The sequence below is a fragment of the Pseudoclavibacter chungangensis genome (assembly GCF_013410545.1).
Lineage (GTDB): Bacteria > Actinomycetota > Actinomycetes > Actinomycetales > Microbacteriaceae > Pseudoclavibacter > Pseudoclavibacter chungangensis.
The window spans coordinates 941,328-962,818 of sequence record NZ_JACCFV010000001.1 but is presented as its reverse complement, the minus strand read 5'-3'; the positions used below and the strand labels follow the sequence as shown (position 1 = coordinate 962,818).

Genomic DNA, 21,491 nt, shown 5'->3' with positions numbered 1-21,491 from the left:
CCGGGGTCGCACACGGGACGGACACGCGTCGCTCAGTCGCTGCCGTCGCCCGCGGACGCGACGCGCAGCACCTCGGCCCGCGTCGCGCGACGCTGCTCCTGTTCGTCCGGGTCGGGGACCGGGACGGCCATGACGAGCCGCTGGGTGTAGGGCTCGGCGGGTGCGCGGAGGATCTGATCCGTCTCGCCGTACTCGACGATGCGACCGTGCTCCATGACGACCGTGCGGTGTGCCAGGAGGTCGACGACCGCGAGGTCGTGCGTCACGAACATGACCGCGAACTGGAGGCGCTGCTGGATCTCGACGAGGAGTTCCAGCACGCGCTTCTGCACGGACACGTCGAGCGCGCTCGTGGGCTCGTCGGCGACGAGCAGCTTCGGTTCGAGCGCGAGCGCGCGCGCGATACCGATGCGTTGGCGCTGTCCGCCGGAGAGCTCGTTCGGGTAGCGATTGCGGAACGAGCGCGGCAATTCGACCTGATCGAGGAGCTCCTCCACGCGGCTCGAGATCTCGGCCTTCGAGAAGCGCTTCGTGAGCACGAGCGGTTCGGCGATCGACTGACCGACGGGCCATCGCGGATTCAGCGACGAACCGGGGTCCTGGAAGACGATGCCGATGTCCCCACGGAGTCCGAGCAGCGTCTGACGGCTCGCGCCCCGCAGCTCCGTCCCGGCGAGCGTCATGGACCCCGACGCGACCGGCAGCAGGCCCACCGCCGCCCGCGCGATCGTCGTCTTCCCGGAGCCCGACTCCCCCACGATGCCGACGATCTCGCCGGGATAGATCGAGAACGAGGCATCGGAGACGGCCTTGAACGCCGGCACGCGACCGCGCTTGGGGTACTCGAGGTCGACGTGCTCGAGGCGGAGGGCGGGGACGCGACCGGCGGCGTCCGCCTCAGCCGCCTCGCGATCCGCTTCCACCGACGCGATGCCCGCCGCCTCGCGCTCCTCGGCGACCTGTTCGTCGGGCGTCGCCGTCGCGGATTCCTCTGCGGCGGCGACGATGTCGTCAGAGACGGCGCCGAGCCTCGGGACCGAGCTCAACAACAGCTGCGTGTACTCGTGCTGCGGATCGTTGAAGATCTGCCGCACGGTGCCCCGCTCGACGACGCGTCCCTTGCGCATGACGATGACGTTGTCCGCGAGGTCCGCGACCACGCCCATGTCGTGCGTGATGATGACGATCGCCGAGTTGAGTCGCCGGTGCAGGCTGCGGAGCAGGTCCAGGATCTCGGCCTGCACGGTCACATCGAGCGCGGTCGTCGGCTCGTCCGCGATGAGCATGTCCGGGTCGCACGAGAGCGATTGCGCGATCATGGCGCGCTGCCGCTGTCCACCCGACAACTGGTGCGGGAAGGAGTTGAAGGCCTTGAGCGGATCGGGCAGGTCGACGAGATCGAGGAGTTCGAGCGCGCGCTCGCGCGCCACGCGCGGCGTGAGCGAGTGGTCGTGCACGCGAAGTGCCTCGACGATCTGGGCCCCGACCGTGAACACGGGGTTCAGGGCCGTCATGGGCTCCTGGAAGATGACGGCGATGTCGTTGCCGCGGGCACGCCGCAGCGTCGAGGCCGGCGCGCCGATGAGCTCCGTCCCGTTGAGCAGCGCGGAACCGCGCGTTCGACTGTTCTTCGGTAGCAGGCCGAGGATCGACATCGACGACACGGACTTGCCCGAGCCCGACTCACCGACGATCGCGAGCACCTCGCCCGGGTTGACGCGGTAGTCGAGACCGCCGACGGCGGTGACCCACTGGCCGCCGACCCAGAAGTCGACGCTCAGGTCGGAGACCTCGAGGATGGGGGTGTCATCGCCCTTGCGAGACGTCGTGCGGCTCATGCTGCGGCCTCCTGCTGCTCGGTGGTGCGCTGGGCGCACGCGCGGGCGTGCTCTGGGATGATTCGACCATGACGACTCGTACCGTGATCCGCCCGCGCCTGTCGGCCGTGGTCTATGTGCTCGTCGCGCTCGCCTGTGTGGTGGCCGTGGTTTCGCTCATCGTGTCGGGCAGCCTCGATGCGGCGGGCTCGGTGCTGCCGATCCCCGTGCTGCTCGTGGGTGTCGGCTACGTGACGCTGCTCGCGCCGAGCGTCGCGTTCGATGCCGAGGCGGTCGAGGTCCGGGGTCCGCTGCGGACGACGCGCGTCCCCTACGGCCGCATCGCCGATGCGCGGACGACGCACGGGTTCGCGCTCGTCACCGACGAGGGGGTCGTGAGCGCATGGGCCGCTCCCCCGCCGGACCGCATCGCGACGCAGCGCATCGTGCCCTCGGAGGCCATGCGCCGCGATCCGCGCGTGCGCCGGGACGAGGGCGGTGACTCGCTCGCCGCGAGCGACGCGCCGGGAACGCCCTCGGGCGACGCGATGACGACGCTCGCCCACCGACTCGCCGAGCACGATCCGTCGAACGACGCCATCACGCGATCGTGGAACATCGTGAACATCACGGTGCTCGTGGCCTCGCTGCTCGTCGCCGGCGCAGCCGCCTGGTCGACGACGCTCGTCTGAGCCGCGCATCAGATCCGCCCCTTCGGCTCGTCGCCGTCGGCGTCGTTCGTGCGGATCGCGGTCGTGCCCGCGACACCCTCGGCGACGGGCTCCGGGTGCTTGCCCCGCAGCGAGCGCCACATGCGCACGAAGATCGAGCCACCCGGCTTCTGCGTCTGACGCGGGTCGAACGCGTCGCGCAGGCCGTCGCCGATGAAGTTGATGCACAGCGCGATCGCGACGACGAACACGCCGGGGAACCAGAACAGCCACGGCCGCGTCACGAACGCGCCCTGGTACTCGTTCACGATCTGGCCGAGCGACACGTCGGGCGCCTGGATGCCGAAGCCGATGAACGAGAGGCTCGCCTCGAGCACGATCGCGGTCGCCATGATGAGCGTCGTCGCGACGATCACGACGCCGAGGGCGTTGGGCAGGATGTGCCGGAAGATGATCCGGCCGCTCGAGGCGCCCGCGACGCGCGCCGCATCGACGAACTCGCGCTCACGCAGGGCGAGGAACTCACCGCGCACGAGCCGGGCCATCGACATCCAGCCGACGAACCCGAGAAGCAACCCGAGCGCGACCGCGCCGTAGGCGGCGAGGAAGGGGCTCTGGCTCGCGAACTGGCCGAGGACGGCAGCGAACACGAGCACGGGGATGACGAGGAACAGATCGGTCACGCGCATGAGCACGTTGTCGACCCAGCCGCCGAAGAACCCGGCGATGCCGCCGACGACGATGCCGAGCACCGCGGCGATGCCGCCGTAGAGCACCATGACGGTGAGCGACTGCTGCGTGCCCCGCATGACGCGCGCGAAGATGTCGCGGCCGACCTCGTCCTGACCGAACGGGTGCGGTCCCCACGAGAACAGGCCCGTCATCGTCGGGTTGCCGTTGTTCACGACGGGCGAGATCTCGTTCCACGTGTACGGCCACCAGCCGTGGATCTGGATCGTCGCGATCGCGAACTCACCGTTCGCGAAGCTCGGGTACGGCAGGACGATGCCGACCGAGGTGAAGACGAGCAGGACGATGAGCACGAAGACGGCGAGGGACACCATGGCGCCCGTGTGCCGGACGAACCGGCGCCGGACGATCTGTCCCTGACTGAGGCCCTCGACCTCCTGTTGTTCGATCGTGAGTTCGGCGTTGTGTTCGGGGCCGCCGGGCTGGGTGAGTGCTTCGATATTGGTCATTTCGCGTGCCTCAGCTCAATCGGATCCGTGGGTCGAGCACGGAGTAGAGGATGTCGGCGATGAGATTGAACAGGACCGTCAGCGAGGCGGTGATGAGCATGTACGCCATGAGCGGGTTGAGGTCGACGGTCTCGAGCGATGCCGTGAACAGCGACCCCATCGCCCGCCAGGCGAAGATCTGCTCCGTCACGATCGCACCCGAGATGATCGCGCCGACGTCGGCCGCGACGACCGTCGTGACGGGGATGAGCGCGTTGCGGAGCGCGTGCCGCATGACGACCGTCCGCTCGGGCAGCCCCTTCGCGCGGGCCGTGCGGATGTAGTCCATGTTCATGACGTCGAGCAGGCTCGCCCGCGAGTAGCGCGAGTACTGCGCGATCGAGATGAACGCGATCGACAGCGTCGGCAGGAGCAGGTGCGTACCGGAGTCGAGCAGCTGCAGCCAGATGTTGTCCGTTCCGGCGAACTGCGGGTTCACGGCACCGACGGTCGCGATCGGACGATCGCCGGTCGCGTCCATGTAGGCGGGCCACACCTGCATGATGCGGTCGATCACGAGCAGGACCGCGACGACGAAGCCGACGATCGCCGCGTTCGTGCGGATCTGGTGCCGATCCACGCCGCCGAAGAACTGCCCGGCGAGCCACGCGAGCACCGTGTACGCGAGGACGAGCGCGACGATGAACCAGACGCCGATCTCGTTCGTCATCGCGAACTGGAGCGGGAACCAGAGCACGGCGCCGGAGAGCGCGACGGCACCGGTGACGACGAGGTTCCGGCGTTCGCGCAGCCCGACCGTGAGCACGGCGACGACGAGCACCGTCGTGAGGCCGAGGACGAGCATGAGCGGGATGCCGAGCGAGGGCTCGCGGAACCAGTCGAGCGCCTGCATGAGCAGGAGGAGCACGATCGTGCCGACGGCGCCCGCCGCGAACGCGATGAGACGCTGCTTCGGTGGCCCGCCCGTGACCGACATGACGACAACGCCGATGATGATGCCGACGAGCAGGAGGACCCCGATGGGGATCTGTGGGTTCTGCAGGAAGTCGTTGAACCCGATCGCGAGGTAGAGCTTGAGGATCACCGCCACGAAGAAGACGGGGAGCGAGTAGAGCAGGAACGAGACGAACGTGACGGCGTAGTCGAAACCGGAGTACTGCCGGAGCGCGGTCGCGACGCCCACCGCGATGCCGGCGACGATCGCGATGAGCGTCGCACCGGTCACGAGCTGAAGCGTCTGGCCGACAACGTTGGGCAGCAGTGCCCCCACGTCCTGACCGAGCACGTTGACGCCCCACGTGCCGTTTCCGACGAGGAAGCCGAGCATGCCGCCGAGCCAGATGAAGAAGCGGGCGGGCGGCGGCACGTCGAGGTTGAGCAGTTCCGTCCGCGCCTCGATGAGTTGCTGCTTGTTCGGCGCGGTGGATTGGACGATGTCGGCGAACGGGTCCTTCGAGATCGCGACGAGGCAGTACACGAGGAAGAGGGCGCCGAGGAGGATGAAGATCGAGACGAACAGGCGTCTGAGGATGAATCGCAGCATGTGGGTTCCTGACGGTCAGGTCACGCGGGCGAACGAGTGCGGCGCTCCGGTCGACCGACGGCACGTGCCGTCGGTCGACCGGAGCGCGCGAACCGTGCGGTGCCGCGTCAGGGACGACGCGACACCGCAGGGTCCGCTTCCGCTAGCTCGCCGGTGCCCAGCTCGGGGCGCTCCAGAAGTAGCTCGGCGACAGGAAGCCGGGCTGCACGCCCGTCACCTCGCTGCTCCACGCGAGCACGCCCGGGAACTGGAAGATCGGCACGGTCCACGACTGGTCGTACAAGAGCTTCTCGGCCTCGGCACCGACCTTGAGCACCTCGGCCGGGTCGGTCGTCGTGTCGAGCTGCTGCAGCTTGGCGTCGAGCTCGGGCACGGACCAGCCGAAGTAGTTGTTCGTCCCGCCTGTGATGTAGTTCGGGCTCGTCTCGCCGAAGCCGAGGGCCTCGGACTGCCAGCCGAACAGCGCCGCGTCGTACGCATTCGGCTGCGTCGAGAGCACGGTCGACCAGTCCTCCGCCGATGCGTCGACGAACGTGAAGCCGGCCGCCTCGGCGTTCGCCTGGATGAGCGCGAGCTCCTGCTGACGACGCGGGTTGTTCTTCGCCGTGAGGAAGCGCACGGACGGCGAGTCGACGCCGGCCTCGGCGAGCTTCGCCTTCGCGGCCTCGACGTCACCCGTGTAGCGGTCGATGCCGCTCGCGGCGACCGACTCGTCGTAACCGTCCGCGCCGGGCAGGAAGAAGTTCGAGTCACGCGTCGTCGCGTCGGGCGCGAGCGGCGTGATGAGCTTGTCGACGATCTCCTGGCGCGGGATCGAGAGGAGGAACGCCTCGCGAACGGCCTTCGCCTTCGCCTCGTCGCCACCGTACGTGGCCGGGTCGAACGGGCCACCGTTCGTCACCTGCAGGTCGACGTGCTCGTACGTGCCCTCGAGCGCGCTCTCCCACTCGATGCCGCTGCCCTCGAGCCCCTCGAGCTGCTGGATGATGTCGACCGTCGGCTGACCGTAGGCGATCTGGATCTCACCGTTCTGCAGCGCCGTCACGGCCGCCTGCGCGTCGGGGATGACCTTGATCGTGATCGTCTTGTACGCGGGCTTGGGGCCCCACGTGTAGTCGTCGCGCAGCGTGAGCACGGCGTACTGGTCCTCGACGAGGTCGCTCAGCACGTACGGGCCGTTCGAGAGGTACTGCTGCGGCTTCTCGGGCATCGACTTGTAGTCGTAGTCGGTGCGGAACGCGGTCGCGACCGGGCCGAGGAACGCCGTGTCGTTGTCGTTGACCGCCTTCACGAACGCGTCCTTCGCGGCCTTGGGGTCGTCGTACTCGCCGGGGTAGGCGAGCTGCACGACGCCGTGCGCGGCGATCGAGGTGCTGTCGCCCTTGAAGAGCGACTGCCAGTCCGCATAGGGCTTCGAGTACTCGATGGTCATCGAGCGGCCGTCGTCGCCGATCGTCGGCGTCTTCTCGACGAGGTCGAGCTGCAGGCCGGGGCCGGGGTTCGTGTTCCAGAACACGCCCGCCTCGGCGGCGGCGTCGATCGCGTCCTGGTTCGTGACGTTGCCGTCGTCGTCGACCTCGGGCTCCGGCACCTCACCCGCCGAGCGGTGTGTCGTCTGCGACGCCCACACGAGCAACAGGTCGGCCGCGTCCATCGGCGCGCCGTCGCTCCAGGTGACGCCCTCGTTGATGGTGTACTTCACCGTGAGCGGGTCGTCCGAGAGCTTCTCGACCGTGCCGAACTGCTCGTTCGGAACGGCCTCGGGAACGTTGTCGTACGTGAAGAAGCCGCTGTTCGCGGTCATGACCACGATCGCGTTCGACGCCGCGTTCGCGGGCGTCGTGTTCGTGTTCCACGAGAAGAACGGGTCGTTCCAGGACACCGTGATGCCCGGACCGCCGGCACCGTCGCCGCCCCGATCCGGTGCGGCACAGCCGCTCATGACGAGCGTACCGGCCGCCAGGATGGCGCCGGCCGCGAGAAGTCGTTTCACTTCCAAGGGATCCTCCTTGACATGTGGATGGCGGCAGGCCGCATGAGCCCGCCGTCGTGTTGGGGCAACGTTAGGTGAGTCGCGCGGGCCGCACCGGATACCGGGCTCGATCGTTACGAATGCTTGATGAACGCTGGGTAACTTCGACAAGTTCCATCCGCCGCGTACACTTCGAGCATGTCCGATTCATGGAACCTGGACGACACGGCGGGCAACGGTCACCGCCGCCCGGTGCTCGTGTACGACGGCGATTGCGGGTTCTGCAGCTGGAGCGTCGAGCGGGCACGCGAGGTGCTTCCGGCACTGCCCGAGGTCCGTGACGGTCGTCGGACGGCGATCGACGATCTGTACCTCGATCCGCTCGATGTCGACGAGGCCGTGTGGGTGGTGCGCGAGGAGAACGGCGTGCTGCGCCAGTACCGCGGCGCCGACGCCGTGTTCGAGGTGCTGCGCAGGCAGCCGGCGTTCGTGTGGCGCTTCATCGGCAATCTCGCGACGGTTCCCGGCATCGCGGGCTCGACCCGGGTCGCGTACGAGATCGTCAAACGCAATCGGCACCGTCTGCCGGGCGGTACGACGAGCTGCGCCCTCCCCCACGCGGCGTGACCGCGCGCCTCCCCGCGGTTCCCGCACCCACGCCCCTGCGCGGCCCGTCCCGACGACGGCGCGTCGCCGAGGTCTGGATCGTCCTCGCGCTCGCGATCCTCCCCTCGACGGCGTACGCCCTCGTCCAGCTCGCCGACCGGCTGACGCGCTCCGAGCCCCTCGCCGCCCAGACGACGACGCTGAACCCCGCGCGCGACGACCGCGCGCTCGTCGACTCGCTCTACCAGCTCATCGGCATCGCGGCCGACCTCGTGCCCGTCGCGCTCGTCGTCTGGCTCCTCTGGGAGCCCGCGCGCAGCGGCTGGCGCCGGCTCGGACTCGATGTGACGCGTCCCGGACGCGACATCGGTGGCGGTCTCCTGCTCGCGGCGTGCATCGGCGTTCCCGGTCTCGGCCTCTACCTCCTCACGCGCGCCGTCGGCATCACCCCGGCGATCGCGGCGAACGGGCAGGACATCACGTGGTGGTCGGTCGTGCTGCTCGTGCTCGCGGCGCTCCGGGCGGCGCTGCTCGAGGAGGTCGTCGTCGTCGGCTACCTCCAGACGAGACTGCGGGAACTGGGCTGGAGCCCGTGGGGGCGCATCGTGACCGCCGCCGTGCTGCGTGGCTCGTACCATCTCTATCAGGGCGCGGGCATGGCACTCGGCAACGTCGTGATGGGCCTCGTGTTCGGGTGGTGGTACGAGCGGCACGGCCGGACGGCGCCCCTCGTCGTCGCGCACTTCGTGCTCGACCTCGTGTCGTTCCTCGGTTACGCGTGGGCCGTCGCCGCGTTCCCGCACCTGTTCGGGGCGTCCGTCACGTCGTGATGGACGGCTCGTCGGCCGTCGAGAGCGTGAGGACGACCCTCGCGATCGTCGGGTCGCTCGCGAGCTCGTCCTCGATGCGTCGCAGCTCCTCGGCGACGCGTCGCTCGGGCGCATCACCGACGAGATCGACCGCCGCGACGAGGAACAGCCGGTCCGGGCCGACGAACTCGAGGTGGAGGTAGGTGACCCGATCCACCTCGGGGTGATCGAGCAGGTGGTGGAGTGCCGCCGTGCGAGCGCGCGGCGACGCCGCCTCCCCCACGAGGAAGTCGCGGTTCCGAGCGATGAGGAAGACCGCGATGACGCCGAGCAGGAGCCCGACCGCGATCGAACCGGTCGCGTCGAAGACCGCGAGGCCCGTCACCTCGTGGAGCACGATGCCGGCCGCGGCGAACAGGATGCCGATGAGCGCCGCACCGTCCTCGGCGAACACCGCGCGCAGCGTGGGGTTCGAGGTCCGACCGATGTATCGCAACGGGTGGAGGCCGAGACGCTTCGCCGAGCGCCTCGTCTGTCGGAGCGCCTGGAGGAACGACACCCCTTCGAGCACGAATGCGACCCCGAGCACGATGAACGCGATCGTGTAGTCGCTCTCCTCCTCCCCGGCACCGAGTTGCTGCACCCCGTGCCAGATCGACACGACGGCGCCCGCCGCGAACAGGCCGAACGCGGCGAACATGGACCACACGTACGCCTCGCGCCCGTAACCGAGCGGATGGGCCGCGTCACGCGGCTTCCCGCTCCGCCGCTCGGCGACGAGCAGGAACACCTCGTTGCCCGAGTCTGCCCAGGAGTGTGCCGCTTCCGCGACCATCGAGGCCGAGCCCGTGACGACGGCGGCGACCGACTTGGCGACGGCGATGAGGATGTTCACCGCGAACGCGAGGATCACGGTGACGAGATTCGAACCGCTCGGGTCCGCCGTGGTCCGTCCCTCGTGCGGTGGCGTGCGCTTCTCGGCCATGGCGGCTCCCCCGTTCGACCCCGACCAGGGTACTCCGGCCCGGTGCCGCACCGATGCCGCGCCGCGGGCATCCGTGCGGTGTCGAGGACGCGGTGCGCGTCAGCGGCGCCGTGCGGCATCGACGAGCAGGTCGACGCGCTCGTCCACGTAGTCGTCGATCGCGACGGCGTCGGCGAGGGGCGCGTGCGGCGCCCAGCGCACGACGGCCGCGCCGTCCCGCAGCGTGAGCGGTCCCGTCCCGAACACGTCCGGGCGGTCGAGCGGGAGCGGGAGCGTGTCGAAGTCCACGCTCGTCCCCGCCGTGATGCCGCCCCGCGCGGCCGCGTCGCGCAGTTCGTCGCGCCGGCGGGCCGACTCCGCGACGTATCCGACGCGTTCGAGGCGCTTCGCCCGCGTCTGGTGCCCGACCGCGTGGAGTGCGCCCTCGGGCGTCAGGAGCAGCACCCCGATCCGCCAGACCCGACCGATCGGAGCGATCCGCTCGGCGACGGGGAACAGGCCGAGACGCTTCGTGGGCGGTTCGTACCGTCCGAGCACCTCGGTCGGCACGTCCTCGCGCAGGAGGCGTTCGCGCGCACGCTCGAGAACCGCTCGCACCTCGGCGAGCGCCACGTCGCCGCCCCGGGGGACGGTGTGCTCGTCGCTCAGTCCCAGCCCCACTCCGACGGTGCGACGACGAAGTTCTGATGACCGTAGAACCACCTGATCGCGAACGACTCGTCCTCGACGTCGAAGGCGAGCCGCCCGCTCGCGGTCCCCCCTGGCTGGACTGTCGTGAGCCGATCACCGGTCGTGAGGCAGTCGTAGTCGGGGCCCCCCTTGGTCGAGGTCCCCGTCTTCGGGTCGACCACGTCGAGCTTCGACAGGTCGAAGTGCTGCCCGTAGTACGGATCCGTCTGGGCCGAGAGCGACGGAGCGGCCATGATGTCGACGCTCACGATCACGATCATGCCGTACTTGCTCTCGTCGGCATCCGGGTTCGGGCACATCGCGTACGGCACGACCGAGGTCACGGTGAACAGGCCGACCTCACCACCGTCCGCACCCTGGATCGACACCGGTGTCCCGATCGAGACGGGGACGTCGACGGTCTCCGTCCCCGGGCTCGACGGCTCGGGCGTCGATCCGAGGTCCTCGTCCGGCTCCGTCGTGGTTGCGGGCGTCGCGCCGTCCTGGCTCGTCGCGCCCGTCTCGGCCTGACCGCCGGGCTGGGCGAGCGACGAGACGAGCGTGCAACCGCTCAACAGCAGGACCACGGCGGCGAGCGCCACGACCGCCCTCGCCGTCGTCGTGTGCGTGCGCGGGCTCATGCGGGTATCCTCGCACGCCTCGTGCGGGCGCTCGTCCGCCCCGCGGTTGATCCCGTGTCGATGTGCACCGGCCCGTTCCCCGGCGGGTCGGAGCGGCGCGGACCACTGCGGCGTGCGCGCTCCCGCACCCGTCGGGCGTCGAGGCACGTGGCCCGCCGTGGTGGCCGGCGGCGGCGCACGTCAGTGCCGGACGGACGCCGCCGCGATCCGTTCGGCGAGCGGCGCGCGAAGCAGTTCCTCGAGCAGCAGGAGCCCGCCGTCGGGGCCGGAGAGCGGAACACGCCAGTTCGGGTACTCGAGGTAGGTGCCGGGCTGGTTGACGCTCCGCCGGTCCCCCGCGAGGTCCGCGAGCGAGACGCCCATGAGTCGTGCGCGCGAGGACGCGAGGTAGCGGTGCATCGCCTCGACGACGTCCTCCACACCCGGGTCCGCCGTCGTGAGGAGGCCGCGCTCGCGCAGGCGGGCTTCGACGGCCGCGATGACGCCGCGCTCGTGCGCCCGCTCCTCGGCCGGGTCGCGGGTGAGCAACCCGAGCCGCTCGCGGATGTCGACGTGTTCGAGCGCGAGATAGCCGGCGGTCGGCGGCAGATCGTGCGTCGTGACGCTCGCGAGGCAGTCGTGGCGGTACTCCTCGGGCGCGAGCGGTCGGCCGTCGGCGTCCCACTCGAACCAGAGGATCGACGTGCCGTCGATCCCGCGCTCGGCCATGACGTGACGCGTGCGCTCCTCGACCACGCCGAGGTCCTCGCCGATGACGACCGCGCCCGCCCGTTCGGCCTCGAGCGCGAGGATGCCGATGAGCGCCTCGTCGTCGTAGCGGACGTAGGCCCCCGTGTCGGCCGTGCTCGCCTCGGGGATCCACCAGAGCCGGAACAGTCCGAGGATGTGGTCGATGCGGACGCCGCCGGCATGCCGCAGCACGGCGCGCAGCATGTCGCGGTACGGCGCGTAGCCGAGCTCGGCGAGGCGGTCCGGCCGCCACGGCGGTTGCGACCAGTTCTGCCCCATCTGGTTGAACTGGTCCGGCGGCGCGCCGACCGTGACACCGCGCGCGAGCGAGTCCGGAAGGGCCCACGCGTCGGCGCCGACCGGGTGCACGCCGACGGCGAGGTCGTGGACGACGCCGATGCCCATGCCCGCGTCGCGTGCGCGCTGCTGCGCGCGCGTGAGCTGCTCGGCGACGATCCACTGGAGCCAGCGGAAGAAGTCGACGCGGTCGGCGTTGTCGTCGCGGTAGCGCGCGACCGCCTCGGCCGCGGGGTGGTGCAGGCCCGTCGGCCACGCGCCCCAGTCCCGCCCGTGCTCCTCGGCGAGCGCGCAGTAGGTCGCGAAATCGACGAGCGCCTCCCCCTCGGCCTCGCAGAACGCACCGAACGCGCGCGTGCGCTCGGGGTCGACGAGGTCGGCACCGAACAGGAGCGCGAGCGCCTCGCGCTTCACGGACCAGACGGCGGTCCGGTCGATGTCGTCGACGAGATCGAGTGCACGTGCCGCACGACCGAGCTCGTCGAGTCGCGCGATCGCGGTCTCGTCGAGCGCGGATCGCCCGGGGACCTCGTCGACGCGGATCATGGACGGGTCGACGAATCGTCGCGTCGTCGGCAGATAGGGCGACGGCTCGACGGGCAGCACGGGAGCGGGCGCGTGCAGCGGATTCACGAGCACGAACGCCGCGCCGCGTGCCGCCGACCACTCGGCGAGCGTCGCGATGTCGGCGGCGTCGCCGATGCCCCACGAGTCGGCCGACCGCGCCTGATAGGCCTGTGCGACGAGGCCCCAGACCGGCTGCTCGTCGAGCCACGTCGCCGTCGTGAGTCGCTCGGGTGTGACGACGAGCACCGCCTCGCTCGTGCCGACGCCCGGGATCTCGGCGCGCAGCCGGTGCCAGCCGGTGGGCAGGTCGCCGGGGAGTTCGAACGTCGCGCGGCCGACGAGCGCGCCGTCGATCTCGCGCGGGTCGATCCAGCGGTCGAGCTGCGACGGTTCGCGCGTCGTGCCGTCCTCGAGGACGATCGCGAGGTCGACGGGGCTGCCGTGCGGCACGTGCACCGGGACCGCGAGCGGTCGACCCGCTCGCGCGACGACCGTCGGCGGGAGCACGCGCCGCCAGGCACGCTCGTCGGTCTCGACGAGCGCACGTGCGACGGCCTCGTCGTCGGAAGCGTCGATGTCGAGGGCCGCGAGGACGGCGACGAGCGTGCTCGCCGGGACCTCGACGTGCGTGCCCGTCCAGTCCCAGTACTCGGTGCCGACGCCGTTCCGGCGAGCGAGTTCGGCGAGGGACTCGGAGGTGGGAGAGATCGTCACGCGGACAGTGTAGGGGGCCGACGCGACGCCGGAGGTCACCCGCGCGCGCTGCTCGTGTCGATCGGACCGGTGTGCGCCGGCACCTCCGCCGGCCCGTCGGTCGCATTCGGCTCGACCTCGTCGAGCGCACGCCCCATGCGCTCGGGCAGCGTGAACGCCGCGACGGCCGCGACGAGGAAGGCGAGCGCGAACAGCCCGAACACGACGAGCTCGCCGCCCGCGCCCGCACCACCGCCGAGCGCGACGAGCGGCGGCACGATGAGCGGCGCGATGATCGACGCGATCCGGCCGAATCCCGCTGCGGCGCCCGTGCCCGTGCCCCGGACGCTCGTGGGGTACAGCTCGGGTCCGATGGCGTACAGGGCACCCCAGGCGCCCAGGTTGAAGAAGGAGAGGAGCATGCCGGCGGCGATGATGAGCGGCTCGGTCGTCGCGAGCCCGTAGAACGCGGCGGCACCGGCCGATCCGACGAGGAACACGGCGAGCGTGATCCGACGTCCGATGCGTTCGATGAGCCACGCCGCGACGAGGTACCCGGGAAGCTGCGCGAGGGTGATGACGAGCGTGAACTCGAACGCGCGCACGAGGTCGAATCCGCGCGCCACGAGCAGCGTCGGGATCCAGACGAACGCGCCGTAGTAGCTGAGGTTGATGCAGAACCACACGATCCAGAGGGCGAGCGTGCGGCCGCGAAGCGGTCGGGACCAGATGGACGCGCGTGGGACCGGGGCGGTGGGCTCCGTCTCTGTCTCCTCGATCCGGACCTCGGTCGCCGGGGCGGCCGAGTCGCGCTCGACGTCCCCGGCCGTGATGCCGGCCGAGGCCTCGAACTCGCGGACGGCCCGCTCGGCCTCCGCGGTGCGTCCCTTCGACTCGAGGAAGCGAACCGATTCGGGGAGGCCGAATCGCACGACGAGCGCGTAGACGGCGGGGACGATGCCCACGAGCAGCGCCCAGCGCCAGCCGTCGTCCGAGAGCGGGATGATGAACGCTCCGATGCACGCGGCGAGGATCCAGCCCACGGCCCAGAACGCCTCGAGCAGGACGACGACCCGGCCGCGGATGCGTCGGGGTGCGTACTCGCTCACGAGGGTCGAGGCGACCGGGAGCTCGGCGCCGAGGCCGAGGCCGACGACGAATCGGAGCACGATGAGCGCGGCGACCGAGCCGACGAGCGCCGAGGCGCCCGTCGCGACACCGTAGACGAGGAGCGTGATCGCGAAGACCTGGCGTCGCCCGAGCTTGTCGGCCACGAGGCCGCCGAGCGTCGCGCCGATCGCCATGCCGACGAAGCCGATCGACCCGATCCACGAGATCGTCGTGTGATCGAGCTGCCACTGGACCGCGAGCGCCGCCATGACGAAGGAGATGAGCCCGACGTCCATCGCATCGAGCGCCCAGCCGATGCCGGAACCGACGAGCAGTTTCCCGTGCCGCCGCGTGAACGGCAGACGGTCGAGCCGTTCGGTGCGCGTGAGCGGTGCGCCGGACGCGTCGGGCGTGGTGGTGGAGTCGGTCATGGGGCCTCCGCTGCCGTGCCCGGTCCGTTCGACGGGGCTCGCCGGTACCCTACTGCGCGCGTGTCGTCCCGCAGGCCCCGATGTTACGGTGCGCGTATGCCGCACCCGCTCCGCGCAGACCCGGACGACCCACTGCTCGAACGCGTGCGGCAGTTCTCGCTCGCGTATCCGGAAGCCTCCGAGCGCGTGTCGTTCGGTCGGCCGAACTTCATCGTACGCACGGCGTTCGCTTTCTACGGCGGTTCCCGGAAGGGCGTCCGGGACGACTCGGACACCGCGCGTTCGCTCGTCACGAAGCCCGACGCCGACGACCGACTCGCGTGGCTCGAGGACGAGCGCTTCTACGTCCCCGCCTACGTCGGGCCGTCGGGCTGGGTCGGTTTCCGGCTCGACGTGGGTGAGCCCGACTGGCAGCTCGTCGCCGAGCTCATCGAGGCCTCGTACCGCAACACGGCGCCCGCCCGACTCGTGCGCCTGCTCGACGGGGCGCCGGCTGGCGCCCGGCATACTGGTGCGCATGACGACCGATCCCGCTGACGACGCCGTCGAACTCGCCCACCGCCTGTTCGACTTCGCCCGCGACGGCGAAACGGCACACCTCGCCGCCTATCTCGACGCGGGTGCGCCCGTCGACCTCCGCGACGCGAAGGGTGACACGCTGCTCATCCTCGCCGCCTATCACGAGCACGCCGACACGGTCGCCCTCCTCATCGGACGCGGCGCGGACGTCGAGGCGCAGAACGACCGCGGACAGCGGCCGCTCACGTGCGCGGTGTTCAAGCAGGACGCCGACGCCGTCCGGGCGCTCGTGGCCGCGGGCGCGGATCCCGATGCGGGGACGCCGTCGGCGCGTGCCACGGCGCGCATGTTCGGCGGTGAGGCGCTCCTGCCGCTGCTCGACGGCGACGCCTGAGCGGGCGCGGGAGCGCGCCCCACCCGGCATCGACCGTCGTCGCGGCGATCAGTGCGTGGTGATCGGCTGCTCCCCCGTCGGCGCGGCCGAGGCGTCGTCCGGCACCTCGTCGGGGGACGATTGACGCACGAACGCGCCCGCGATGATCGCGAGCAGCCACACGCCGCCGGCCGCGAGGAACGCGGCGCGTGCCCCGGCGAGGAACTCCTCGGGCGTCGCGCTCGTACCCGCCTCGCCGCCGACGCCCTGCCCGAACGCGACGAGCAGCATGACGAACACGGCCGTGCCCGCGGCACCCGCGAGCTGCTGCACGGTGCCGACGATCGCCGAGCCGTGACTGTAGAGCGAGCTCGGGAGTGCGCCGAGCGAGACGGTGAACAGCGGCGTGAACATGAACGCGAGCCCGACGCTCAGGAGCACGTGCGCGACGACGACGATCCACAGCGGTGACGTGAGCTGCAGCGTCGCGAAGAGCACAAACGACGCCGCGACGACGATCGATCCGGGGACGATGAGGACGCGGGGGCCGAACCGGTCGAAGAGACGCCCGACGAGCGGGCCGAGCAGACCCATCAGGATGCCGCCGGGCAGCAGCACGAGCCCGACCGTGAGCGGGTCGACGCCGTAGGAGGTCTGCAGCAGGAGCGGCAGGACGATGACCGTCCCGAACAGTGCCATCATCGCGAGCACCATCGTCACGATGGAGACGGTGAACGCGGGGTACCGGAACGTGCGCAGATCGAGGAACGCCTCGTCGGTCCGCTGGAGCACGCGCTGTCGGAGCGCGAACACGGCGAGCGCGGCGATGCCCCCGGCAACGATCGTCGGCGGCACCCAGGCGTCGACCGTCACCGAGCCGATGAGCGTGAGACCGTAGACGAGGCCACCGAAGCCCACGGCGGAGAGCAGGACGGAGGGGACGTCGAGCTTCGTCCGCTCGTTCTCGCCGACGTTCGTGATCCGCAGCGCACCGATGACGAGCATGAGCACGGCGATCGGCAGGACGAAGACGAACACGAAGCGCCAGTGCGCGAAGCTCAGGATGAGGCCCGAGATCGTGGGGCCGATCGCGGGCGCGACGGAGATCACGATCGACACGTTGCCCATCACGCGACCGCGCGCACCGGGCGGGACGAGCGTCATGATCGTCGTCATGAGCAGCGGCATCATGATGGCCGTGCCGGAGGCCTGCACGATGCGACCCGCGAGCAGGATCGAGAAGACCGGCGCGATCGCCGCGACGAGCGTCCCGAGCGAGAACAGGCTCATCGCGAGGATGAAGAGGGTGCGCGTCGGGACGCGCTGGATGAGCCAACCGGTGATCGGGATCACGACGGCCATCGTGAGCATGAACGCGGTCGTGAGCCACTGCACGACGTGTTCGGCGACGTGCAGTTCGAGCATGATGTCGCGCAGCGCGACGTTCATCGCCGTCTCGTTGAGGATGACGACGAAGGCGGAGACGAGGAGCACCGCGATGACGGTGGTCGAGCGGGCGTCGAGGCGGTCGTCGGTTGTTGTGCGTGACACGTCGGAGCGCTTTCGTGAGGCGCCGGTGGGCGCGGTGCGGACTGCCCCGGGGTGCGGGCAGACGCGCGAGTCTACATGTGTCGGGCGAATCGGGGAAGTCCCGCCGGTGTCAGATGGCCGGGCCCCGCCACGTCCGCACGTGGCACGATGAGCGCATGGTCGATGGCTGGGAGCGCTACTACCGGATCGTTCGGGTGATCCCGCGCGGGCGCGTCACGAACTACGGCACCGTCGCGGAGCTCGCGGGGGCGCCACGGAACGCCCGCCAGGTGGGGTTCGCGCTCGCGGCCCTGCACGGGGCCGCGGGCGACGTGCCGTGGCACCGCGTGCTCGGTGCCGACGGCCCGTCCCGGCTCCGCATCCTGCTCGACCCCACCCCCGGGGAGTCGGGCGACGTCCAGCGGCGCCTGCTCGAGGACGAGGGTGTCGACGTCGACGCGCGGGGTCGCGTCGACGCGTTCCCGCGCGGCTGGGGCTCGCTCGACGACCTCACGACCGGCGACGACGTCGAGCGCACGGCCGGGACGACGTAGGGTCGGGGCGTGACGGACGCTTCGACGACTCCAGGCCCGCTCACGAGCAACGTCTTCGACACGGCGCTCGTGTTCGAGGGCGGTGGCATGCGCGCGAGCTACACCTCGGCGATGGTCGTGGCGCTGCTCGAGGCCGGTGTGCACGCCGACTACGTCGCGGGGATCTCGGCGGGTTCGAGCAATACGGCCAACTATCTCTCGCGGGACCCTGCGCGGGCGAGGCGCTCGTTCGTCGAGTTCGCCGCCGATCCGAGGTTCGGCGACCTGCGCACGTTCGTGCGCGGCGAGGGCATGTTCAACGCGCGCTACATCTACGAGGAGACGGGGCTGCCCGATCAGGCCCTGCCGTTCGACTTCGCGACGTTCCGCGCCAATCCGGCCCGATTCCGGGTCGGCGCGTTCCAGTGCTCGACCGGGCGCAACGTGTGGTGGGGGCGCGACGACGTGCGCGAGATGCACGACCTCATGGTGCGCGTCCGCGCCTCGTCCACGATGCCCGTCGTCATGCCGCCCGTCACGATCGACGGCGAGGTCTACGTCGACGGCGCGCTCGGGCGTTCGGGCGGGATCCCCCTCGACATCGCGCGCGCGGACGGCTTCGAGCGCTTCCTCGTCGTGCTCACGCGGCCGCGCGGCTATCGGAAGGGGCCGAGCCGGCTCGACGGGTTCTACCGTCGCCACTTCCGGCGTTGGCCCGCCGTCGTCGACGCACTGCGCAAGCGTCCGCACCGGTACAACGAGACGCGCGAGGAGCTGTTCCGGCTGGAGCGTGAGGGGCGGGCCTACCTCTTCGTGCCCGACTCGATGCCGGTCGACAACGGCGAGCGCAGCGTCACGAAGCTCCGGCGTAGCCACGAGCTCGGACTCGCGCAGGCCCGGCGCGAGATGCCCGCGATCCGCGAGTTCCTCGGCCTCTGACGGCCGGAGCGTGCGGGCCGGGGCGACGAGCCGTCGGCTCAGAGGCCCTCGGCCTTGCCGAGGCGCCAGTACCCCATGAAGGCGACCGAGCGGCGGTCGATGCCGCGCTCCGACACGAGGTGACGACGGAGCGTCTTGACGGCCGCGGCCTCGCTCGCGAGCCAGGCGTAGAGCGACGTGCGCTTGAGCGCGGCCCCGCCCTTCGCGTGCCGGGGCACCTCCCACAGCAGTTGCTCGTCGACGTCGATCTCCTCGACCTCCTGGGGCTCGCCGATCGGGGCGAGCTCGGCGACCGCGGTTCGTGCGGCCTCGACGAGGCGCTCGCCGTGCGGCGCACCGCCTCGGCCGACGGCGCGGACCTCGATGCCGGGGTGCGTCGGCAGGTACGCCGTGTCGTCGTCGCTCGGGACCTCGACGACGGCGATGCCCCTCGCCTCGGCGGGGAGCTGTTCGAGGATGACGGCGATCGCGGGAGCCGCGGTCTCGTCACCGGCGAGGAAGTACCGTTCGGTGACGTTCGGCGGGACGAAGTCGACGCCACCGGGCTCCTCCTCGGACGCGGCATTCGGGCCGAGCAGCACGACCTCGTCGCCGACGCGCGCCTCGACGACGAACCTCGCCGCGGGGCCGTGCACCTCGTGCACGACGGCATCGACGTCGACCTCCATGCGCTCGGGGCGCACGGCGCGGGTCGTGTAGGTGCGGATGATCGGCCGCTTCGCGTCGTCGAGCTCGCGCCAGCGCGCGTACCAGTCGTCGCCGGTGGGGAGATGGTCGAACCCGCCGTCCCGCGCAGGCAGCACGAGCTTGATGCGCTGGTCCCACCCCGGGTCGGCGAACGCGTCGAGGTCGTCGCCGGTGAACGTGAATCGGCGGAATCCGGGCGTCAGGTCCTGGATCGCCGCGACGCGGACGTGGAAGAACCGGAAGGTTGCGGGCATGCTCGAGTCGCTCCTGTCGTGGCGTGGTCCCGTCGTGTGCGGACCGTGGCGTGCGCGCGGCCGCTCGGACGGCTTCGCCGCGCGTGGGCCGGAACCGGCCGAATCCGACGGCCGGAGTGAGGTCAGCCTAACTTCCTACCCGGCGGCGCGTCCATCCGTCGGCTCTGACGCACGTGGCCGCAGATCGGTGCCGGTCTCGCGCACGCCGAGTGCCCACACGGCCTCGGCCGCGTCGTCGTCGCGCGCGAGCGCACTCGTCTCCTGCGACGAGGGTCGGCCACGAAGGTGCCCGGCACCGTCCGGGCCGAGGTACGTGAGGGGCGGGAGGTCGCTCACGGCGGCCTGCAGCACGGGCCATGCACCCGCGTGGGCGGATTGGGCGACGAGCGCCGTCACAGCCGTGACGACACGATCGAGGGCTGCCGCACCGGTCACGTTCTGGATGTTCGTGAGCGCCCAGCCGGGGTGCGCGAGTTCGACGCGAACGCCCGACGCGCGCGCGTCGAGCCGCGACTGAAGTGCCCGCGCCCAGAGCATGTCGGCGAGCTTCGATTGGCCGTACGCCGCGGGGAACGTCCACCGACGGTGCCGGAAGTGCGGATCGGCACCGTCGATGCGAGCCCCGCGGTGCGCGTCCGATCCGACGATCACGATGCGCTCCCGCACGCGATCCGCGAGCAGATTGGTGAGCGCGAACGGGCCGAGGAAGTTGGTCCCGAGGACGAGCTCGAACCCGTCCGCGGTCTCGCGTCGCCGCGGCGACGCGGCCCCCGCGTTGTCGACGAGCACGTCGACGGGCTCGTCGACACTCGCGGCGAAGCGTCGCACCGATGCGAGATCCGCCAGGTCGAGGGCCCCCGTCACGGGGTCGCCGCCGAGCGCGCGCAGCTCGTCCGCGAGCGCGGAGACCCGCTCGGGTGCGCGGCCCGGCACGATGATCCGTGCGCCCGCCGCCGCGGCCGAACGGGCCACCTCGCGGCCGATGCCGTTCGTCGCGCCCGTGACGAGCCACGTCCGGCCTGTCTGGTCGGGGATGGTTCGGACCGGTGCGTGCGTCGACATGGCGAGGAGGCTAGTCCTCCGGCGAGCGGGCCGTCTGGGTGTGCACCGGGTGCGGCGTCGCACGCACCGATCGGCGTGCGAGCATGGGGCGTGACCGTTCCCGCCGCGATGCTCGACGACGTCCGCGACGCGTCGGGCGTGCGCGATGTCCTCGAATCGCTCCCGGCGTGGTTCGGGGATCCGGCCGCGCTCGACACCTACGTGGCCGATGCGGACGACCCGGCGCTGCAGTGCGTGCTCGCCCGACGTGACGGCCGGACGGTCGGCGTCGCGCTCGTGCGCCGCCACTTCCCCGAGAGCGCCGGTCTCCACCTGCTCGCGGTGTGCCCCGGCGACCACGGTCGCGGCATCGGTCGGGCCCTCGTCGACCGCGTCGTCGCCCGGCTGGTCGAGGACGATTGCCGGTTCCTCACCGTGCACACCGTGGGCCCCTCCCACGCCGACGACGCGTATGCCCGCACCCGCGCGTTCTACCGCGCGGTCGGTTTCACGCCGCTCGAGGAGCACACGGGACTCGACTGGCCCGGCCCCACGCTCGTGCTCGTGCGGCCGCTCCCCGGCACGCGTCCGGCCTCGCCGACGCCTGACGGTGTCTGCGAGGCCGGACGGGTGACGGACGGTCAGGAGCCGATGCCCTGTCCACGGAAGTAGGCCGTTGCCCGTGCCGCCGCGAGTTCCGGGTCCTCGAACAGGCCGATGCGGTCGGCCTCCTCGAACACGCGCGCGAGGTGGCGCACGCTGCGTCCCGTCTCGAACCCCGCGATCATGCGCGGGTGCGATTGCCGGCTCTGCGCATTCTGGGTGGGGTGAGGCGCTCGGGCGTGGCGTGACGGGGTGAGGTGGGTCGAGGCCCGG

At 71.0% G+C, this 21,491-nt stretch carries 21 protein-coding genes; 8 read left to right on the top strand and 13 right to left on the bottom strand.

Annotated features, from left to right (window positions below; genetic code table 11):
- Positions 1 to 32: 32 nt before the first annotated feature.
- Entirely contained in the window at positions 33 to 1,838 is a 1,806-nt protein-coding gene (locus HNR16_RS04290; RefSeq protein ID WP_158042035.1) for an ABC transporter ATP-binding protein, read from the bottom strand.
- A 68-nt stretch (positions 1,839 to 1,906) separates the two neighbouring features.
- Here HNR16_RS04290 and HNR16_RS04285 point away from each other — a divergent pair, with 68 nt between their 5' ends.
- Positions 1,907 to 2,509 (top strand): PH domain-containing protein, encoded by a 603-nt coding sequence (locus HNR16_RS04285; protein WP_158042034.1) that lies wholly within the window; start codon positions 1,907 to 1,909, stop codon positions 2,507 to 2,509.
- A gap of 8 nt (positions 2,510 to 2,517) precedes the next feature.
- Here the strand turns inward: HNR16_RS04285 and HNR16_RS04280 are convergent, their stop codons facing one another.
- From HNR16_RS04280 to HNR16_RS04270, 3 genes are all read right to left on the bottom strand, one after another.
- On the bottom strand, positions 2,518 to 3,687 hold the full coding sequence (locus HNR16_RS04280) for an ABC transporter permease (protein ID WP_158042033.1): 1,170 nt from the start codon (positions 3,685 to 3,687) through the stop codon (positions 2,518 to 2,520).
- 10 nt (positions 3,688 to 3,697) lie between these two features.
- A complete protein-coding gene (locus tag HNR16_RS04275; protein WP_158042032.1) occupies positions 3,698 to 5,230 on the bottom strand; it encodes an ABC transporter permease in 1,533 nt (510 codons plus the stop codon).
- 142 nt (positions 5,231 to 5,372) lie between these two features.
- Positions 5,373 to 7,223, bottom strand: coding sequence for an ABC transporter family substrate-binding protein (locus HNR16_RS04270; RefSeq protein ID WP_225737992.1), 1,851 nt, complete (start codon positions 7,221 to 7,223; stop codon positions 5,373 to 5,375).
- A gap of 177 nt (positions 7,224 to 7,400) precedes the next feature.
- Between HNR16_RS04270 and HNR16_RS04265 the strand changes: the two genes are divergently transcribed.
- Both HNR16_RS04265 and HNR16_RS04260 read left to right on the top strand, forming a co-directional pair.
- The gene (locus tag HNR16_RS04265) at positions 7,401 to 7,829 is read left to right on the top strand and encodes a thiol-disulfide oxidoreductase DCC family protein (RefSeq protein WP_158042030.1); all 429 of its coding nucleotides are present in this window, start codon (positions 7,401 to 7,403) and stop codon (positions 7,827 to 7,829) included.
- Positions 7,826 to 8,638 carry a CPBP family intramembrane glutamic endopeptidase gene (locus HNR16_RS04260; RefSeq protein ID WP_225737991.1) on the top strand — a complete coding sequence of 271 codons (813 nt, stop codon included), beginning with the start codon at positions 7,826 to 7,828 and terminating at the stop codon, positions 8,636 to 8,638. Before HNR16_RS04265 ends, HNR16_RS04260 begins: the two co-directional genes overlap by 4 nt.
- On the opposite strand, the gene HNR16_RS04255 is transcribed toward HNR16_RS04260, so the two are convergent.
- From HNR16_RS04255 to HNR16_RS04235, 5 genes are all read right to left on the bottom strand, one after another.
- Entirely contained in the window at positions 8,628 to 9,602 is a 975-nt protein-coding gene (locus HNR16_RS04255) for a cation diffusion facilitator family transporter (RefSeq protein WP_158042029.1), read from the bottom strand. The genes HNR16_RS04260 and HNR16_RS04255 overlap by 11 nt on opposite strands.
- A gap of 99 nt (positions 9,603 to 9,701) precedes the next feature.
- Positions 9,702 to 10,262 (bottom strand): hypothetical protein, encoded by a 561-nt coding sequence (locus HNR16_RS04250; RefSeq protein WP_158042028.1) that lies wholly within the window; start codon positions 10,260 to 10,262, stop codon positions 9,702 to 9,704.
- On the bottom strand, positions 10,247 to 10,912 hold the full coding sequence (locus tag HNR16_RS04245; protein ID WP_158042027.1) for a hypothetical protein: 666 nt from the start codon (positions 10,910 to 10,912) through the stop codon (positions 10,247 to 10,249). The genes HNR16_RS04250 and HNR16_RS04245 overlap by 16 nt, the downstream gene beginning before the upstream one ends.
- Before the next feature lie 180 nt (positions 10,913 to 11,092).
- Positions 11,093 to 13,219 carry a 4-alpha-glucanotransferase gene (gene malQ / locus HNR16_RS04240; RefSeq protein ID WP_225737990.1) on the bottom strand — a complete coding sequence of 709 codons (2,127 nt, stop codon included), beginning with the start codon at positions 13,217 to 13,219 and terminating at the stop codon, positions 11,093 to 11,095.
- A 35-nt stretch (positions 13,220 to 13,254) separates the two neighbouring features.
- Positions 13,255 to 14,739 (bottom strand): MFS transporter, encoded by a 1,485-nt coding sequence (locus HNR16_RS04235; RefSeq protein ID WP_158042026.1) that lies wholly within the window; start codon positions 14,737 to 14,739, stop codon positions 13,255 to 13,257.
- 96 nt (positions 14,740 to 14,835) lie between these two features.
- On the opposite strand from HNR16_RS04235, the gene HNR16_RS04230 reads away from it, so the two are divergent.
- The gene (locus tag HNR16_RS04230; protein ID WP_158042025.1) at positions 14,836 to 15,276 is read left to right on the top strand and encodes an MmcQ/YjbR family DNA-binding protein; all 441 of its coding nucleotides are present in this window, start codon (positions 14,836 to 14,838) and stop codon (positions 15,274 to 15,276) included.
- Positions 15,257 to 15,652: an ankyrin repeat domain-containing protein gene (locus tag HNR16_RS04225; protein WP_158042024.1), complete on the top strand. Its 396-nt coding sequence runs from the start codon at positions 15,257 to 15,259 to the stop codon at positions 15,650 to 15,652. The genes HNR16_RS04230 and HNR16_RS04225 overlap by 20 nt, the downstream gene beginning before the upstream one ends.
- 48 nt (positions 15,653 to 15,700) lie before the next feature.
- Here the strand turns inward: HNR16_RS04225 and HNR16_RS04220 are convergent, their stop codons facing one another.
- Complete coding sequence (locus HNR16_RS04220; RefSeq protein WP_158042023.1) at positions 15,701 to 17,182, bottom strand: MDR family MFS transporter; 1,482 nt, start codon at positions 17,180 to 17,182, stop codon at positions 15,701 to 15,703.
- A 155-nt stretch (positions 17,183 to 17,337) separates the two neighbouring features.
- Here HNR16_RS04220 and HNR16_RS04215 point away from each other — a divergent pair, with 155 nt between their 5' ends.
- Positions 17,338 to 17,715, top strand: coding sequence for an MGMT family protein (locus HNR16_RS04215; protein ID WP_158042022.1), 378 nt, complete (start codon positions 17,338 to 17,340; stop codon positions 17,713 to 17,715).
- A gap of 9 nt (positions 17,716 to 17,724) precedes the next feature.
- Positions 17,725 to 18,633 (top strand): patatin-like phospholipase family protein, encoded by a 909-nt coding sequence (locus HNR16_RS04210; protein ID WP_225737989.1) that lies wholly within the window; start codon positions 17,725 to 17,727, stop codon positions 18,631 to 18,633.
- Between the two features lie 38 nt (positions 18,634 to 18,671).
- Here the strand turns inward: HNR16_RS04210 and HNR16_RS04205 are convergent, their stop codons facing one another.
- Both HNR16_RS04205 and HNR16_RS04200 read right to left on the bottom strand, forming a co-directional pair.
- Positions 18,672 to 19,574 carry a siderophore-interacting protein gene (locus tag HNR16_RS04205; protein ID WP_158042021.1) on the bottom strand — a complete coding sequence of 301 codons (903 nt, stop codon included), beginning with the start codon at positions 19,572 to 19,574 and terminating at the stop codon, positions 18,672 to 18,674.
- Positions 19,575 to 19,709: 135 nt separating this feature from the next.
- Positions 19,710 to 20,636: an SDR family NAD(P)-dependent oxidoreductase gene (locus HNR16_RS04200; protein WP_158042020.1), complete on the bottom strand. Its 927-nt coding sequence runs from the start codon at positions 20,634 to 20,636 to the stop codon at positions 19,710 to 19,712.
- Between the two features lie 90 nt (positions 20,637 to 20,726).
- On the opposite strand from HNR16_RS04200, the gene HNR16_RS04195 reads away from it, so the two are divergent.
- Positions 20,727 to 21,287, top strand: coding sequence for a GNAT family N-acetyltransferase (locus tag HNR16_RS04195; RefSeq protein WP_158042019.1), 561 nt, complete (start codon positions 20,727 to 20,729; stop codon positions 21,285 to 21,287).
- On the opposite strand, the gene HNR16_RS04190 is transcribed toward HNR16_RS04195, so the two are convergent.
- The gene (locus tag HNR16_RS04190) at positions 21,257 to 21,403 is read right to left on the bottom strand and encodes a DUF993 family protein (RefSeq protein WP_179558093.1); all 147 of its coding nucleotides are present in this window, start codon (positions 21,401 to 21,403) and stop codon (positions 21,257 to 21,259) included. The two genes, HNR16_RS04195 and HNR16_RS04190, sit on opposite strands and share 31 nt — an antisense overlap.
- Positions 21,404 to 21,491 lie beyond the last annotated feature (88 nt).